Origin of the sequence: Streptomyces tagetis, assembly GCF_018069565.1 — a bacterium.
Lineage (GTDB): Bacteria > Actinomycetota > Actinomycetes > Streptomycetales > Streptomycetaceae > Streptomyces > Streptomyces tagetis.
In genome coordinates this window covers 492625-507551 of the sequence record NZ_JAGPNL010000005.1, presented here as the reverse complement: position 1 = coordinate 507551, position 14927 = coordinate 492625, and the positions used below count along the sequence as shown (strand labels likewise).

Sequence of the window (14927 nt, the reverse complement as noted above, 5' to 3'; positions counted from 1 at the left end):
CCGCGCCCACGCCCCCGCCGCGCCCGCCCGCGCCCCCGCCCCACCCGACCCCGCGTCGGCAAAGGCACCAGCCGGGCGGGCGTAGCGTAGGGGTATGACGACGTACGGACACTTCCCCCGCACCCGGCCCCGGCGGCTCCGGAGCACCCCCGCCATGCGTCGGATGGTCGCGGAGACCCGGCTGCACCCGGCCGACCTGGTGCTGCCCGCCTTCGTGCGCGAGGGCGTGAGCGAGCCGGTGCCGATCACGGCGATGCCCGGCGTGGTGCAGCACACCCGGGACTCGCTGCGCAAGGCCGCCGTCGAGGCCGCCGAGGCCGGGGTCTCCGGGATCATGCTCTTCGGCGTGCCGGAGGAGGCGAAGAAGGACGCCACCGGCAGCGCCGGCACCGACCCGGACGGCATCCTCCAGGTCGCCCTGCGCGATGTGCGGGCCGAGGTCGGCGACGACCTGCTGGTCATGTCCGACCTGTGCCTGGACGAGTTCACCGACCACGGCCACTGCGGTGTGCTGGACGCCGCGGGCCGGGTCGACAACGACGCGACCCTCCATCGGTACGCCGAGATGGCGCGGACGCAGGCCGAGGCCGGGGCGCACGTGGTCGGCCCCAGCGGCATGATGGACGGGCAGATCGGCGTCGTCCGCGACGCCCTCGACGGGATCGGCCGGGAGGACGTCGCCGTCCTCGCCTACACCGCCAAGTACGCCTCCGCCTTCTACGGCCCCTTCCGCGAGGCCGTCGGCTCCTCGCTCACCGGCGACCGCAAGACCTACCAGCAGGACGCGGCCAACACCCGCGAGTCCCTGCGCGAGCTGGCGCTCGACCTCGCGGAGGGCGCCGACATCGTCATGGTCAAGCCCGCCGGGCCCTACCTCGACATCCTGGCCCGCGTCGCCGACGCGGTGGACGTGCCGGTGGCCGCGTACCAGATCTCCGGCGAGTACGCGATGATCGAGGCCGCCGCCGAGAAGGGCTGGATCGACCGGGACCAGGCGATCCTGGAGTCGCTCACCGGCATCAAGCGGGCCGGCGCGCGCGTCATCCTCACCTACTGGGCCACCGAGACGGCCCGCGCCCTCGGCCGGGACTGACCCGGGCGCGGCCCGCGCCCCCGGACGGGACTGACCGGGGGGCGCGGGCCTGCCCCCCCGGCCGGGACGCGGGCCCCGGGCGCGCACAACTCCCGTCAGGAGCTAGGTTGTTGACGACCCGACAGGTTCGTATGCGACCGACTGACCAGGGAGCCCCCATGCCCGGTGACGCGCTCAGCCAGGACCCCGCCGAACTGCGGAGGAGGATCGACAGCGGCAGGGCACACCCCGCCCGCGTCTACGACGTCTTCCTCGGCGGCAAGGACCACTACCCCGCCGACCTCGACGCGGCGGCGGCCGGGCTCGCGGCCAACCCGCGCGGCTACCTCGACGTCCGGCACAACCGGGACTTCCTGCGCCGCGCCGTGACCACCCTGGCCCGGGACGAGGGCATCCGCCAGTTCCTCGACATCGGCACCGGACTGCCGACGGCGGAGAACGTGCACCAGATCGCGCAGCGCCTCGTCCCGGACTCCCGGGTGGTCTACGTCGACAACGACCCCGTCGTCCTCGCCCACGCCCGCGCCCTGCTCACCAGCGGGCCCGAGGGGCGCACCGACTACATCGACGCCGACCTGCTGGACCCGGCCGCGATCCTCGAACAGGCCGCCCGCACCCTCGACTTCGACCGGCCGGTGGCCCTCTGCCTCGTCGCCATCCTGCACTTCGTCGAGGACGAGGCGGCCTACCCCATCGTCCGCGAACTGGTCGACGCGCTGCCCGCCGGCAGCCGGCTCGTCCTCAGCCACCTCACCGAGGACCTCAACGCGGAGAACGTGCGCGCGGTCCAGCGGACGTACACCGAGCGGGGCTTCACCTTCGTGCTGCGCAGCCGCGCCGAGGTCGAGCGGTTCTTCACCGACAGCGGGCTGGCCCTCGCCGAGCCCGGTGTGGTCCCCGTCCACCACTGGCGGCCCGACCACGCGGCGCCCGTCCCCGAGCAGCCCGAGGAGTCCTACCTCGCGCAGCTCGACGACATCGAGAAGGTCCGCTACAAGGACATCAACGACGTCACCGACGCCGACATCAACGTCTACGGCGGCCTCGGCACCAAGGGCTGAGCGCCCCGCGACCGTCCGGCCGGACCGGCGGCCGGACGGCCGAAGACGCTTCCGTACGGTGAGGCCATGCACGACAGCACACCGACGACGCCCTTCGACCCGGACGCCTACCTCGCGCGGATCGGCCGGGCGGGGCAGTGGCGGCCCGACGCGGCCACCCTCCGCGCCCTGCACCTGGCCCACCTGCGGGCCATCCCGTTCGAGAACCTCGACGCCCTGGCCGGGTCCGCGCCCTCGCTCGACCTCGGCGACCTGACGGCCAAGCTGGTCCACGGCCGCGACCGGGGCGGCTACTGCTACGAGCACAACACGCTGTTCGCCGCCGTCCTGGAGGCGCTCGGCTTCACGGTGACCCGGCTCGCGGCCCGGGTCGCCGTCGGCGCCGAGCGCGTCGAGGACCGGCCCCGCACCCATATGGCCCTCCTCGTCGAGGTGCCCGGCGAACCGGTGCCGCACCTGGCCGACGTCGGCTTCGGCGCGGCCGGTTCGCTGCTGGAGCCGGTGCCGCTCACCGCGGACACCACGTTCCGCCGCGCCGGGCGCGCGCACCGGCTGGTACGCGTCCCGCACACCGGGCCGCTGGAGCTGTGGATGCTCCGGACCCGGGCGCCGGGGACCGGGGAGGGCTTCGAGCCGCAGTACGCCTTCACCCTGGAGCCGTTCACCCGGGGCGACTTCGAGATCGTCAACTGGCACATGGCGACCAACCCGCGCTCCCCCTTCTCGCAGCGTCCCTACGTCCGCAGCGTCACCCCGGAGCGCGACCTCCTCTTCCGCGACGGCGTCCTGACCGAGACCGCCCCCGACGGCACCGCCACCACCCGCGGGCCCGCCGACGAGGCCCAGGCCCGCCGCCTGCTCGCGGAGGTGTTCGGCATCACGGCCCCGGACGGCGTACGCCTGCTGGCATGACGAGGGCCCCCGGGGCGGGCCGTCCGCCGTCCCCAGGGGCCCTCGGCCGGGTGCTCAGAGGCGCTCGGGCGTCCGGATGCCGAGGAGCGCCATGCCCTGGTGCAGGGTGCGGGCGGTCAGGTCCACCAGGAACAGGCGGTTCTCCGTGCGCTCGGCGGTGTCGGCCTTCAGCACCGGGCACTGGTCGTAGAACGTCGTCAGCAGCGAGGCGAGCTGGTACAGGTAGGCGGCGAGCTTGTGCGGCTCGTAGGCCGCCGCCACCTCCAGCACCGTCTCGCCGAACTGGTCCAGGTGCAGGCCGAGGGCGCGCTCCGCCGCCGCCAGCTCCAGCTCCGGGTGCGGGACCGGGCGGGCCTCGCCGGCCTTGCGCAGGATGGACTGGACGCGGGCGTAGGCGTACTGGAGGTACACGGAGGTGTCGCCGTTGAGCGAGACCATCTGGTCCAGGTCGAACTTGTAGTCGCGCACCGCGGAGGTCGACAGGTCGGCGTACTTGACCGCGCCGACGCCCACGTACCGGCCGTTCTCCTCGATCTCCGCCTCGGACAGGCCCACCTTCCCGGCCTTCTCCCGCACCACGGAGGTGGCCCGCTGGACCGCCTCGTCGAGCAGGTCCTCCAGCTTGACCGTCTCGCCCTCACGGGTCTTGAACGGCTTGCCGTCCATGCCGAGGACCGTGCCGAAGGCGAGCTGCGTGGCGGTGACGCCGTCGAGCCAGCCGGCCCGGCGGGCGGTCTCGAAGACCATCTTGAAGTGCAGCGACTGGCGGGCGTCGACCACGTAGAGCAGGGTGTCGGCCTTCAGGGCGAAGACCCGGTCGCGGATGGCGGACAGGTCGGTGGCCGCGTAGCCGTAGCCGCCGTCCGACTTCTGCACGATCAGCGGGACCGGCTTGCCGTCGGGGCCCTTGACGTCCTCGAAGAAGACGCAGAGCGCGCCCTCGGAGCGGACCGCGACCCCCGACTCCTCCAGCAGCCGGCAGGTCTCCGCGAGCATGTCGTTGTAGCCGGACTCGCCGACGATGTCCGGGTCGCGGACCTCCATGTCCAGCTTCTCGAAGACGGAGAAGAAGTAGATCTTCGACTCGTCGACGAACTTCTGCCAGACGGCCAGCGTGTGCGGGTCGCCCGCCTGGAGGTCGACCACCCGGCGCCGCGAGCGCGTCTTGAACTCCTCGTCGGCGTCGAAGAGCCTGCGCGCGGCCTTGTAGAGGCGGTCGAGGTTGGACATCGCCTCCTCGCCGCTGACCTGGCCGGCCTTGTGGTCCAGCTCGTGCGGGTGCTCCTCCAGGTACTGGATGAGCATGCCGAACTGGGTGCCCCAGTCGCCGATGTGGTGGCGCCGTACGACCGTCTCGCCGGTGAACTCCAGCAGCCGCACGACCGCGTCGCCGATCACCGCGGAGCGCAGGTGGCCGACGTGCATCTCCTTGGCCACGTTCGGCTGGGCGTAGTCGATCACCGTGGTGCCGGGGTTCCCGGCGTGGGGCACGCCGAGCCGGCCGGTGTCGTCCGCGTACCGCGCGGCCAGGTTCGCGGTGATCGCCCGGTCGGCGATGGTCAGGTTGAGGAAGCCGGGGCCGGAGACCTCGACGTCGGCGAGGAGTTCGCCGGTGGTGACGTGCGCGACGACCTCGGCGGCCAGCTCCCGCGGGTTCGCCTTGGCCTTCTTGGCGAGCGCGAGGATGCCGTTGGCCTGGTAGTCCGCCCGGTCGCTGCGTCGCAGCAGCGGGTCCGCGCCGGCCGCCTCCGGCCGGGTGGCCGTCAGCGCGGACGCGAGGTGCTGCTGGACGGAGTCGGTGAGGGACGTGACCGAGGCCATGGAGGGGTTCGCCGTTCTGCTCGGGTTCCGGGGCTGCCGGTAGCGCGATGGCTACGGAACCCGAGTATCCCACGCCGGGTAAAGCCATTTTCGCGGATACGGGGGCGGCTGGGAGAATGGTGCGGTCAGCCGTGCGACCGTACGGGCTGCCAGAGCAGAAAGAAGGACGTGCCGATCGTGGCTCAGAGCACAGAGACCACCGACTGGGTCTCCCGTTTCGCGGACGAGGTCATCGCCGAGTCGGAGCGACGTGCCCCGGGCAAACCGGTCGTCGTCGCGTCCGGGCTGTCCCCCTCGGGCCCCGTCCACCTGGGCAACCTGCGCGAGGTCATGACCCCGCACCTGGTCGCCGACGAGATCCGCCGCCGGGGCGTCCCGGTCCGGCACCTGATCTCCTGGGACGACTACGACCGCTACCGCAAGGTGCCCCAGGGCATCGCCGGCGTCGACCCCGAGGCGTGGGCCGAGCACATCGGCAAGCCGCTGACCTCGGTCCCCGCCCCCGAGGGCTCGGCGTACCCGAACTGGGCCGAGCACTTCAAGGCCGCCATGGTCGGGGCGCTGGCCGACCTCGGCGTGGAGTTCGACGGGATCAGCCAGACCGAGCAGTACACCTCCGGCGTCTACCGCGAGCAGATCCTGCACGCCATGCGCCACCGCGGCGACATCGACGCCGTCCTCGCCCAGTACCGGACCAAGCCGAAGACCGCCGGGAAGAAGCAGCAGAAGCCGGTCGACGAGGCCGAGCTGGAGGCCGCCGAGGGCTCCGGCGCCGCCGCCGAGGACGACGGCAGCTCCGGCTCCGCCGGGTACTTCCCGTACAAGCCGTACTGCGGGAACTGCGACAAGGACCTCACCACGGTCACCGCCTACGACGACGACTCGACCGAGCTGACCTACGCCTGCACCGCCTGCGGCTTCTCCGAGACCGTCCGGCTCTCCGAGTTCAACCGCGGCAAGCTGGTCTGGAAGGTCGACTGGCCGATGCGCTGGGCGTACGAGGGCGTGGTCTTCGAGCCGAGCGGCGTCGACCACTCCTCGCCCGGGTCGTCCTTCCAGGTCGGCGGGCAGATCGTCGGCATCTTCGGCGGCAAGCAGCCGATCGGCCCGATGTACGCCTTCGTCGGCATCAGCGGCATGGCGAAGATGTCCTCGTCCCGGGGCGGTGTGCCCACCCCGGCCGACGCGCTGAAGATCATGGAGCCGCAGCTCCTGCGCTGGCTCTACGCGCGCCGCAAGCCGAACCAGTCCTTCAAGATCGCCTTCGACCAGGAGATCCAGCGGCTCTACGACGAGTGGGACCGGCTCGACGCCAAGGTCGCCGCCGGCGAGGCGCTGCCCGCCGACCTCGCCGCCCACTCCCGGGCGGTGCGCACCGCCGCGGGCGAGCTGCCGCGCACCCCGCGCCCGCTGCCGTACCGCACGCTCGCCTCGGTGGCCGACATCACCGGCGGGCACGAGGACCAGGCGCTGCGCATCCTGAGCGAGCTGGACCCGGAGCACCCCCTCGCCTCCCTCGACGAGGCCCGGCCCCGGTACGCCAAGGCCGAGGCGTGGGTCACCACCCACGTCCCCGCCGACCAGCGCACCATCGTGCGCGGCGAGCCGGACGCCGAGCTGCTGAAGTCCCTGGACGAGGAGTCCCGGCAGTCGCTGCGGCTGCTGCTGGACGGGCTGGCCGGCCACTGGTCGCTGGACGGGCTCACCCACCTCGTCTACGGGGTGCCGAAGGTGCGGGCCGGCTTCTCCGCCGACGCCACGCCGAAGGAGCTGCCCGCCGAGATCAAGACCGCCCAGCGGTCCTTCTTCGCGCTCCTCTACCACCTGCTGGTCGGCCGGGACACCGGCCCCCGGCTGCCCACGCTGCTCCTCGCGGTGGGCCAGGAGCGGGTGCGCACCCTGCTCGGCGACTGACCCCGCCCGCACACACCGCAGGGGGCACCCGGCATCCACCGGGCGCCCCCTGCGCCGTGTCGTATCGCCGGGTCAGGCGATGTGGTCCTCCTCCAGCTCCTTGCTGAAGCGGGTGGAGAACTCGGTGACCAGCCGCTTGGCCTCGGTGTCGGGGAGCGGGGTGCCGAAGGTCGCCTGGATGTTCTCGCCGAACTCGCGCGGGGTCGGGAAGCTGTCGTCGATCGACTGCTTGAAGACCTGGTAGTAGGCGTCCTCGTCCGGCTCCGGGGTGCCGCCGCCCTCGCCGAGTTCACGGGTGCGGCCCGGCACGACGGGGATCGGGAAGCTGCCGGTCTCCTCGGGGGAGGGCTCGTGCAGGGGCGGCTCCTCCTCGTACTGGTCGCGGTACTCGTCGGCGTGGCGCTGCTGCTCGTACCACTGGGCGTACTGCTCGGCCGGGTTGTACGCGGGGTCGTAGCCGCCCTGGTAGTCGATCCGGCGGGTGTTGAACCAGGGGCTCTGCTCGGGGCCGCCGGGGGTGGCGGGGGTGGCGGGGCCGTTGGGGGCGCCGGGGTTCACAGAGTCGGCGGGGTTCACAGGGGCGTTGCGGTCGGCGGGGTTCACGGGGGTGCCCGGGGCGGGGGAGTTCACAGGGTCGGCGGGGTTCACAGTGCCGTCCGGGTGTGTGCCGTTCACAGGCTTCGTGCCGTTCGCGCTGTTCACAGCATTCGCGGGATTCACGCCGTTCACAGCGTTCGGGTGGTTCACACCGGCCGCGCCGTTTGCGCTGTTCACACCGTTCACGGCATCCGCCGTGTTCACAGCGCCGCCCTGCCCGGCGCCCTCCTGCCCGGCGCCGCCCTGTCCGGTGCCGGCCGCCGCCTGTCGTTGTCCCTCCAGCTCCAGCGGCTGCCCCGCGCCCAGTGCCCCCTGCGCGGTCAGCGCCACCGAGGCGGCCGTCTGCTCCGGCGCGGGCGGCAGCAGCGCCGGCTCGATGCCCGCCGCCGCCAGCCCCGCCGGGGCCGTTTCCGCCAGCGGCACCCCGTAGCGGGCCAGCCGCAGCGGCATCAGGGACTCCACCGGGGCCTTGCGGCGCCAGGCGCGGCCGAAGCGCGAGCGCAACCGGGCCTGGTAGACCAGCCGTTCCTGCTCCAGCTTGATCACCTGGTCGTAGGAGCGCAGCTCCCACAGCTTCATCCGCCGCCAGAGCAGGAAGGTCGGGACCGGCGAGAGCAGCCAGCGGGTGAGCCGGACGCCCTCCATGTGCTTGTCGGCGGTGATGTCGGCGATCCGGCCGATGGCGTGCCGGGCCGCCTCGACGGAGACCACGAACAGCACCGGGATCACCGCGTGCATGCCCACGCCGAGCGGGTCGGGCCAGGCCGCCGCGCCGTTGAAGGCGATCGTCGCCATCGTCAGCAGCCACGCCGTCTGGCGCAGCAGCGGGAAGGGGATGCGTATCCAGGTCAGCAGCAGGTCGAGGGCGAGCAGTACGCAGATGCCCGCGTCGATGCCGATCGGGAAGACGTAGCTGAAGTTCCCGAAGCCCTTCTGGAGGGCCAGCTCGCGCACGGCGGCGTACGAACCCGCGAAGCCGATGCCCGCGATGATGACGGCACCGAAGACGACCATGCCGATGAGAACGCGATGCGTCCGGGTCAGCTCTAGTGGCGCGGCCACCCGTACTCCCCTCCCAGTGCCTGTTGTTGCGCGCAACAGAGTGGCACATGTGTGCGGAGAACGGGTGGCCGGTAGGGGAGCGTCAGCTCTCGCGGGCCGTCGCCGAGGCCGAGGGGCTCGCGGCACCGGACTGCGAGGGGGAGGCCGAACCGCCGTCCGCGCCGTCCTTCCCGCCGTCGCCGCTGCCGCCCTTGGCGTCGCCGTCGCCGTCGGCCGCGGCGCCGTTGGCCTTCTGCACCGAGGCCACGGCCTCCTGGGCGGCCTTGAGGGCGGCCTTGGCGAGGTCGTCGGCGGACGGCGTCTTGTCGCCGGCCAGGCCCGCGCCGTTGTAGTCGACGGTGACGACGACGTTCTCGGTCCGCGTCACGACCGTCTGCTGTTTGAAGGTGCCTTCCTTCTTCTTCAGCTCGTAGCGCACCACCGTGGCCTCGTCGCCGGTGTCCTCGGCCTGTTCGGTCTTGAGGTCCTTGGCGCCGTCCGCCGCCTGGGCGTCGGTGACCTGCTTGCGGTAGTAGTCGCCGGCGAGCTTGTCGCCCTCGCCGCGGGTCACGTCCGAGTCGAAGCGCAGCATGGAGACGCTCAGCCAGCGGAACTGAGAGCCCTTCACCCCGTTGTCGGAGAGGCTGTCCCAGGAGCAGGTGGCGCGCGTCGCGGTCTCGCCCGACGCGCCCTCCTTGCCGGAGCCGGCCTTGGGCACCAGATCGCCCAGGGTCTTCTTCGACAGCACGGAGCAGGGCTCGGGCAGTTGCGCGTACTCCGCCTCGCGGACCGTCGGGGTCGGGCTCGGGGACTGCGTGGCGGACGCGGAGGCCGCGCCCTTGCCCTCCGCGTCACCGGAGCCGGAGCCCGAGCCGGAGGAACAGCCCGCCGCCGCCAGCGTCAGGGGCAGGACGGCCGCGCCGGCCAGCAGGCGGGCCAGGCGCCTCGCCCGCCGGTCACCTCCCCAGCGCCTCGACGGTGTGGGAGGCACCCCCGGATCTCGCTCTGCTCGTCGCTGCATGGTTCCTTCACTCATGGCACTCAGGGCACTCAGGCCACTTATGGCACTCACGGCACTCACGGCACTTATGGCACTTGGGTTTCTGTGTTTCGGAACGGGTCCGAGGGGCCACGGTACGCGGTGCTTGCGGCGGCGGGTTCCGGTTCGCGGCCTTCGTGAAGGGGCCGGGAGCGGTGGGAAGCCGGCTCAGCGGCTCAGGGAACGGGCCAGTTCGGCGGCGATCTTCCGGGCCCTGTCCTGCATTTCCTCGCTGTCCGGGACGATCTGGGCCATCGCCGACTGCTCCGCGTACTCGACGGTCACCATCACGTTCGACGTGCGGAACGCCACAGTCACGGTGCGTCGTTTGGCGGTCGACCCGGAGCTGCTGAGCTGGTCGTCGAGGAACGCCTCGTCGCCGAGTCCGTCGAGCAGGCGCGGCTGGAGGTCGGCGGGGGTGGCGCCGTCGGAGGGGCCCGTGGAGGCGCCGGCCGGCCCGGAGGGGGCGCCGCCCGCGGCGCCGGACGCGGAGGAGGAGGGCGCGGGGGCGGTGGCGGTGGCGGAAGGGGTGTCCGAGGCGCTGCCGGAGGGGGTGCCGGAGGGGGACTCGGACGTGGGCGGCGCGGGCAGGTCGGCGGCCTCCACCTGCCGGGCGAAGAGCAGCTCGGCCTGGCTGTCGTCGCTGACCCGGTTGTCGTAGGAGACGACGCGTTCGAAGTCGACGAAGAGGTGGTCCGTGGCGTCGGCGGACTCGACCTTCCAGCGGCAGCCGACCTTGCGGTCGGTGTCGTAGGCGAGGGTCGCCTCCCCGGCGTACGCCTTCGCGCGCTGCTCCTCGTCGGCGATCTCCTGGATGCCGGGCAGCAGCGCGTCGAGCGTCTTGTGGCCGACCGCGAGGCAGGGCTGGGGCAGGGTCCGGTACTTGCCGGGCTGGGCGGCCTCGGTCGCCTCGCCGGGCCGGCCGGGGTTGGAGTCGTCGGTCGTGGCGCCGTCGCCCGACCCTCCGGTGCAGCCGGCCAGCAGCGCCGCGAGGAGGGCGGCGATGCCGGGTGCGTAGACCTTCCGCTGCACGGGTGGGCTCCTCTCGACGACGGCCGTGGGGCCGTTCCGGCCGGGCCGCTGGAGCGTTCCCGCCGGATATTCGCTTGCCGGGCGGGGTCGCCCGCTGGAGACAATGTGTATCGCACGCGCCGCCGTGAACGCCGGTCCGCTGTCCTGTTGGTCGGACCTGGCTCCGGTTTTTGCGCTTTTCGGCTTCTGTGGGGTTCTGGGGGGAAGAGGGACGGTATGTCGTACGTGGAACTGCCGGGTGCCCGGGTGCCGATCCGTATGTGGACCGACCCGGCGACGGTCGAGGCCGGGGCGCTGCGGCAACTGCGCAACGTGGCGACCCTGCCGTGGATCGAGGGCCTCGCGGTCATGCCTGACGTGCACTACGGCAAGGGCGCGACGGTCGGCTCGGTGATCGCGATGCGGGGCGCGGTGTGCCCGGCGGCGGTCGGGGTCGACATCGGCTGCGGGATGTCCGCGGTGCGCACCTCCCTGACCGCGAACGACCTGCCGGGCGATCTGTCCCGGCTGCGCTCGCGGATCGAGCAGGCGATCCCGGTGGGGCGCGGGATGCACGACGAGCCGGTCGACCCGGGCAGGCTGCACGGTTTCGCCACCGCGGGCTGGGACGACTTCTGGTCCCGCTTCGACGGCGTCGCCGGGGCGGTCAGGTTCCGCCAGGAGCGGGCCGGGAAGCAGATGGGGACGCTCGGCAGCGGCAACCACTTCGTCGAGGTGTGCACGGACACCGAGGGCACCGTCTGGCTGATGCTGCACTCGGGCTCCCGCAACATCGGCAAGGAGCTGGCCGAGCACCACATCGGGGTGGCCCAGGGGCTCCCGCACAACCAGGGGCTGGTCGACCGCGACCTCGCCGTCTTCGTCGCGGACACCCCGCAGATGGCCGCCTACCGCAACGACCTGTTCTGGGCGCAGGAGTACGCCTCCCGCAACCGTTCGATCATGATGGCGCTGCTGAAGGACGTCGTCCGCAAGGAGTTCCGGAAGGCGAGGCCGTCCTTCGAGCCGGAGATCTCCTGCCACCACAACTACGTGGCGCAGGAGACGTACGGGGGAGTGGACCTGCTGGTGACCCGCAAGGGCGCGATCCGCGCGGGGCGTGGCGACCACGGGATCATCCCGGGCTCCATGGGCACGGGTTCGTACATCGTCGAGGGCCTGGGCAACGAGGCGTCCTTCAACTCCGCCTCCCACGGCGCCGGGCGGCGCATGAGCCGCGGCGCGGCCAAGCGCCGCTTCACGGCGAAGGACCTGGAGGAGCAGACGCGGGGCGTGGAGTGCCGCAAGGACTCCGGGGTGGTGGACGAGATCCCGGCGGCCTACAAGCCGATCGAGCGGGTCATCGACGAGCAGCGGGACCTGGTGCGGGTGGTGGCCAGGCTCCGGCAGGTCGTCTGCGTCAAGGGCTGAGCCTGCGGGCCGGGCCCCGGCGGGTGCCGCCGGGGCCTGCTCGGCGTGCTGCACCGGGGGCCTGCGCGGCGTGCTGCACCAGGGGCCTGCGTGGCGTGCCGCACCCGCGGCCCGCTCGGCGTGCCTCGCCCGGCCTACTTGGCGTGCTTCACCGCGTAGATCATCACGAAGGCGACGAAGTGGATGCCGAAGAGGAAGTACCCCAGCCACCACCACATCAGCCGCTGTTCCTTCTTCTCGCGGGTCCGGCGGCGCTCGTCGCGGCCGGTCTGGTCGGGCATCACGCCTCCCGGTGCAGTTTGGTGTTGGACGCCTGCGCCCGGGGGCGGACGACCAGCAGGTCGATGTTGACGTGCGGGGGCCGGGTGACCGCCCAGGCGACGGTGTCGGCGACGTCGTCCGCGGACAGCGGCTCGGCCACGCCCTCGTAGACCCGGGCGGCCTTCTCGGCGTCGCCGCGGAAGCGGGTGAGGGCGAACTCGTCGGTCTTCACCAGGCCGGGGGCGATCTCGATCACCCGGACCGGGCGGCCGACGATCTCCAGCCGGAGCGTCTCGGCGAGGACGTGCTCGGCGTGCTTGGCGGCGACGTACCCCGCGCCGCCCTCGTAGGTGGCGTGGCCGGCGGTCGAGGTGACCACGACCACCGTGCCGTCGCCGCTCGCCTCCAGCCTGGGAAGGAGCGCCTGGGTGAGGTGGAGGGTGCCGATGACGTTCGTCTCGAACATGCGGCGCCAGTCGTCCGGGTCGCCCACGGCCACCGGGTCGGCGCCCAGCGCGCCGCCCGCGTTGTTCACCAGGACGCCGACGGTCCTGAAGGCCGTGGCGAACTCGTCGACCGCGGCCCGGTCGGTGACGTCCAGCGGGTACGCCGTCGCCGAGTGGCCGGCCGCCGTGATCTCCTCGGCGAGCGCCTCGATCCGGTCCTTGCGGCGGGCGGTCAGCACGACGCGGTATCCGGCGGCGGCGAGCCGGCGGGCCGTCGCGGCGCCGATGCCGCTGCTCGCCCCGGTGACGACGGCGATGCGGGAGGCGGCGGGCGGTGCTGCGGGGGCCATGGGCTGCTCCAGGGTCGGACGTCCGGTCGCCGTCCAGCGTAAGTCAGCGACCCGGCCGCGCCCCGCGCTCCCCGGGCCACGCCCCGTGCGCTTCCCGCACCCCCGGAATAGATCGGGGAGGCGCGCGGTTGCGAGGGTATAGTTGAAGCGTCAACAACTTGGGAGTGAGCGACCATGCAGTTCGGGATCTTCAGCGTCGGCGACGTCACGCCGGACCCCACCACGGGCCGTACCCCGACCGAGCGCGAGCGGATCAAGGCCATGGTCGCCATCGCGCTGAAGGCCGAGGAGGTCGGGCTCGACGTCTTCGCCACCGGTGAGCACCACAACCCGCCGTTCGTGCCCTCGTCCCCGACGACCATGCTCGGCTACATCGCCGCCCGCACCGAGCGGCTGATCCTCTCCACCTCCACCACGCTGATCACCACGAACGACCCGGTCAAGATCGCCGAGGACTTCGCGATGCTCCAGCACCTGGCCGACGGCCGGATGGACCTCATGATGGGGCGCGGCAACACCGGCCCGGTATACCCCTGGTTCGGCCAGGACATCCGCCAGGGCATCAACCTCGCCATCGAGAACTACGCCCTGCTGCACCGGCTGTGGCGCGAGGACGTGGTGAACTGGGAGGGCAAGTTCCGCACCCCGCTCCAGGGCTTCACCTCGACCCCCCGTCCGCTGGACGGCGTCGCCCCCTTCGTCTGGCACGGCTCGATCCGCTCCCCGGAGATCGCCGAGCAGGCCGCGTACTACGGTGACGGCTTCTTCCACAACAACATCTTCTGGCCCGCCGACCACACCAAGCGCATGATCGAGCTGTACCGCTCGCGCTACGCCCACTACGGGCACGGCACCCCCGAGCAGGCGATCGTCGGCCTCGGCGGCCAGGTGTTCATGCGGAGGAACTCCCAGGACGCGGTGCGCGAGTTCCGCCCCTACTTCGACGTGGCGCCGGTCTACGGGCACGGCCCCTCGCTGGAGGAGTTCACCGCGCAGACCCCGCTCACCGTGGGCTCGCCCCAGCAGGTGATCGAGAAGACCCTCGCCTTCCGCGACTACGCCGGCGACTACCAGCGCCAGCTCTTCCTGATGGACCACGCCGGTCTCCCGCTGAAGACCGTCCTGGAACAGCTCGACCTGCTCGGCGAGGAGGTCGTCCCGGTTCTCCGCGAGGAGTTCGCCAAGAACCGCCCGGCCGAGGTGCCGGACGCCCCCACCCACGCGTCCCTGTCGGCCTCGGCCCGCCGGAACACGGAGGTCACCGCCCGATGAAGCTCGTCGTCGTCTCGGCGGGACTGAGCGTCCCGTCCTCCACCCGGCTGCTCGGCGACCGCCTGGCCGCCGCCACCGCCGAGGCCGCCCCGGCCGATGTCGAGGTCGTGGAGTTGCGCGACCTCGCCGTGGAGATCGCCCACCACTTCACCAGCGGTTTCCCCGGCACCGCGCTCTCCGCCGCCTTCGACGCCGTACGGGCCGCCGACGGGCTGATCGTGGTCACGCCGGTCTTCTCGGCCTCGTACAGCGGGCTGTTCAAGTCCTTCTTCGACGCCCTCGGCGGCAGCGACCCCGACGCGCTGGCCGGTACGCCGGTGCTCGTCGCCGCCACCGGCGGCACGGCGCGGCACTCGCTGGTCCTGGACCACGCCCTGCGCCCGCTCTTCGCCTACCTCAAGGCCGTCGTCGTCCCCACCGGCGTCTACGCGGCCTCGGAGGACTGGGGCGCCGAGGGGCTGGACGCGCGGATCGGACGGGCGGCGGGGGAGCTGGCGGCGCTGACGCGGGGACGGGCGGCCGGCCGGCCCGCCCCCGCCGACGACCTCGCGGTCGTGCCCTTCGCGGACCAGCTCGCCGCGCTGCGGCGCACCGGCTGACCCCGGGCGGTCCGCCGGCCGGGTGGGGGTTGGAGCCGCCCGGACGCCGCCCGCGGTCCCTCGGGACGGACCCGGCCGG

Annotated in this window: 13 protein-coding genes; 7 read left to right on the top strand and 6 right to left on the bottom strand. The window is 72.7% G+C overall.

From position 1 onward, the window contains the following. Window positions 1-94: 94 nt before the first annotated feature. The 3 genes from hemB to J5Y05_RS20635 all read left to right on the top strand — a co-directional run bounded on the left by hemB (window position 95) and on the right by J5Y05_RS20635 (window position 3066). Entirely contained in the window at window positions 95-1093 is a 999-nt protein-coding gene (gene hemB / locus J5Y05_RS20645) for a porphobilinogen synthase (RefSeq protein WP_210874499.1), read from the top strand. Window positions 1094-1251: 158 nt separating this feature from the next. Further along, entirely contained in the window at window positions 1252-2154 is a 903-nt protein-coding gene (locus J5Y05_RS20640) for an SAM-dependent methyltransferase (protein ID WP_210874498.1), read from the top strand. Window positions 2155-2220: 66 nt separating this feature from the next. Continuing rightward, a complete protein-coding gene (locus J5Y05_RS20635; protein ID WP_210874497.1) occupies window positions 2221-3066 on the top strand; it encodes an arylamine N-acetyltransferase family protein in 846 nt (281 codons plus the stop codon). A gap of 54 nt (window positions 3067-3120) precedes the next feature. Here J5Y05_RS20635 and argS read toward each other — a convergent pair whose 3' ends face one another. After that, on the bottom strand, window positions 3121-4887 hold the full coding sequence (gene argS, locus J5Y05_RS20630) for an arginine--tRNA ligase (protein ID WP_210874496.1): 1767 nt from the start codon (window positions 4885-4887) through the stop codon (window positions 3121-3123). 168 nt (window positions 4888-5055) lie between these two features. Here argS and lysS point away from each other — a divergent pair, with 168 nt between their 5' ends. Then, window positions 5056-6801, top strand: coding sequence for a lysine--tRNA ligase (gene lysS / locus J5Y05_RS20625; RefSeq protein ID WP_210874495.1), 1746 nt, complete (start codon window positions 5056-5058; stop codon window positions 6799-6801). A 72-nt stretch (window positions 6802-6873) separates the two neighbouring features. Here the strand turns inward: lysS and J5Y05_RS20620 are convergent, their stop codons facing one another. The 3 genes from J5Y05_RS20620 to J5Y05_RS20610 form a co-directional block, all read right to left on the bottom strand. After that, window positions 6874-8412: a DUF2637 domain-containing protein gene (locus J5Y05_RS20620; protein ID WP_210874564.1), complete on the bottom strand. Its 1539-nt coding sequence runs from the start codon at window positions 8410-8412 to the stop codon at window positions 6874-6876. A gap of 130 nt (window positions 8413-8542) precedes the next feature. Further along, entirely contained in the window at window positions 8543-9460 is a 918-nt protein-coding gene (locus J5Y05_RS20615) for a DUF3558 family protein (RefSeq protein WP_372450507.1), read from the bottom strand. Window positions 9461-9646: 186 nt separating this feature from the next. Beyond that, entirely contained in the window at window positions 9647-10510 is an 864-nt protein-coding gene (locus tag J5Y05_RS20610) for a DUF3558 domain-containing protein (protein WP_210874493.1), read from the bottom strand. A gap of 216 nt (window positions 10511-10726) precedes the next feature. Here J5Y05_RS20610 and J5Y05_RS20605 point away from each other — a divergent pair, with 216 nt between their 5' ends. Further along, the gene (locus J5Y05_RS20605; protein ID WP_210874492.1) at window positions 10727-11920 is read left to right on the top strand and encodes an RtcB family protein; all 1194 of its coding nucleotides are present in this window, start codon (window positions 10727-10729) and stop codon (window positions 11918-11920) included. Window positions 11921-12054: 134 nt separating this feature from the next. On the opposite strand, the gene J5Y05_RS20600 is transcribed toward J5Y05_RS20605, so the two are convergent. Continuing rightward, on the bottom strand, window positions 12055-12201 hold the full coding sequence (locus J5Y05_RS20600) for a hypothetical protein (protein WP_199809390.1): 147 nt from the start codon (window positions 12199-12201) through the stop codon (window positions 12055-12057). Further along, a complete protein-coding gene (locus J5Y05_RS20595) occupies window positions 12201-12977 on the bottom strand; it encodes an SDR family NAD(P)-dependent oxidoreductase (RefSeq protein ID WP_210874491.1) in 777 nt (258 codons plus the stop codon). The genes J5Y05_RS20600 and J5Y05_RS20595 overlap by 1 nt, the downstream gene beginning before the upstream one ends. 174 nt (window positions 12978-13151) lie before the next feature. Between J5Y05_RS20595 and J5Y05_RS20590 the strand changes: the two genes are divergently transcribed. Together J5Y05_RS20590 and J5Y05_RS20585 are read left to right on the top strand one after the other, a co-directional pair. Further along, window positions 13152-14249, top strand: coding sequence for an LLM class flavin-dependent oxidoreductase (locus tag J5Y05_RS20590; RefSeq protein ID WP_210874490.1), 1098 nt, complete (start codon window positions 13152-13154; stop codon window positions 14247-14249). Then, window positions 14246-14848: a CE1759 family FMN reductase gene (locus J5Y05_RS20585; protein ID WP_210874489.1), complete on the top strand. Its 603-nt coding sequence runs from the start codon at window positions 14246-14248 to the stop codon at window positions 14846-14848. The genes J5Y05_RS20590 and J5Y05_RS20585 overlap by 4 nt, the downstream gene beginning before the upstream one ends. Window positions 14849-14927 lie beyond the last annotated feature (79 nt).

What these genes read in the sequence shown, in the direction of transcription:
- J5Y05_RS20620 (WP_210874564.1), bottom strand. Translation starts at nt 8,412, where the DNA reads ATGGTCGTCTTCGGTGCCGTCATCATCGCGGGCATCGGCTTCGCGGGT.
- argS (WP_210874496.1), bottom strand. Translation starts at nt 4,887, where the DNA reads ATGGCCTCGGTCACGTCCCTCACCGACTCCGTCCAGCAGCACCTCGCG.
- J5Y05_RS20585 (WP_210874489.1), top strand. Translation starts at nt 14,246, where the DNA reads ATGAAGCTCGTCGTCGTCTCGGCGGGACTGAGCGTCCCGTCCTCCACC.
- J5Y05_RS20600 (WP_199809390.1), bottom strand. Translation starts at nt 12,201, where the DNA reads ATGCCCGACCAGACCGGCCGCGACGAGCGCCGCCGGACCCGCGAGAAG.
- J5Y05_RS20615 (WP_372450507.1), bottom strand. Translation starts at nt 9,460, where the DNA reads ATGCAGCGACGAGCAGAGCGAGATCCGGGGGTGCCTCCCACACCGTCG.
- J5Y05_RS20590 (WP_210874490.1), top strand. Translation starts at nt 13,152, where the DNA reads ATGCAGTTCGGGATCTTCAGCGTCGGCGACGTCACGCCGGACCCCACC.
- J5Y05_RS20595 (WP_210874491.1), bottom strand. Translation starts at nt 12,977, where the DNA reads ATGGCCCCCGCAGCACCGCCCGCCGCCTCCCGCATCGCCGTCGTCACC.
- hemB (WP_210874499.1), top strand. Translation starts at nt 95, where the DNA reads ATGACGACGTACGGACACTTCCCCCGCACCCGGCCCCGGCGGCTCCGG.
- J5Y05_RS20605 (WP_210874492.1), top strand. Translation starts at nt 10,727, where the DNA reads ATGTCGTACGTGGAACTGCCGGGTGCCCGGGTGCCGATCCGTATGTGG.
- J5Y05_RS20635 (WP_210874497.1), top strand. Translation starts at nt 2,221, where the DNA reads ATGCACGACAGCACACCGACGACGCCCTTCGACCCGGACGCCTACCTC.
- J5Y05_RS20640 (WP_210874498.1), top strand. Translation starts at nt 1,252, where the DNA reads ATGCCCGGTGACGCGCTCAGCCAGGACCCCGCCGAACTGCGGAGGAGG.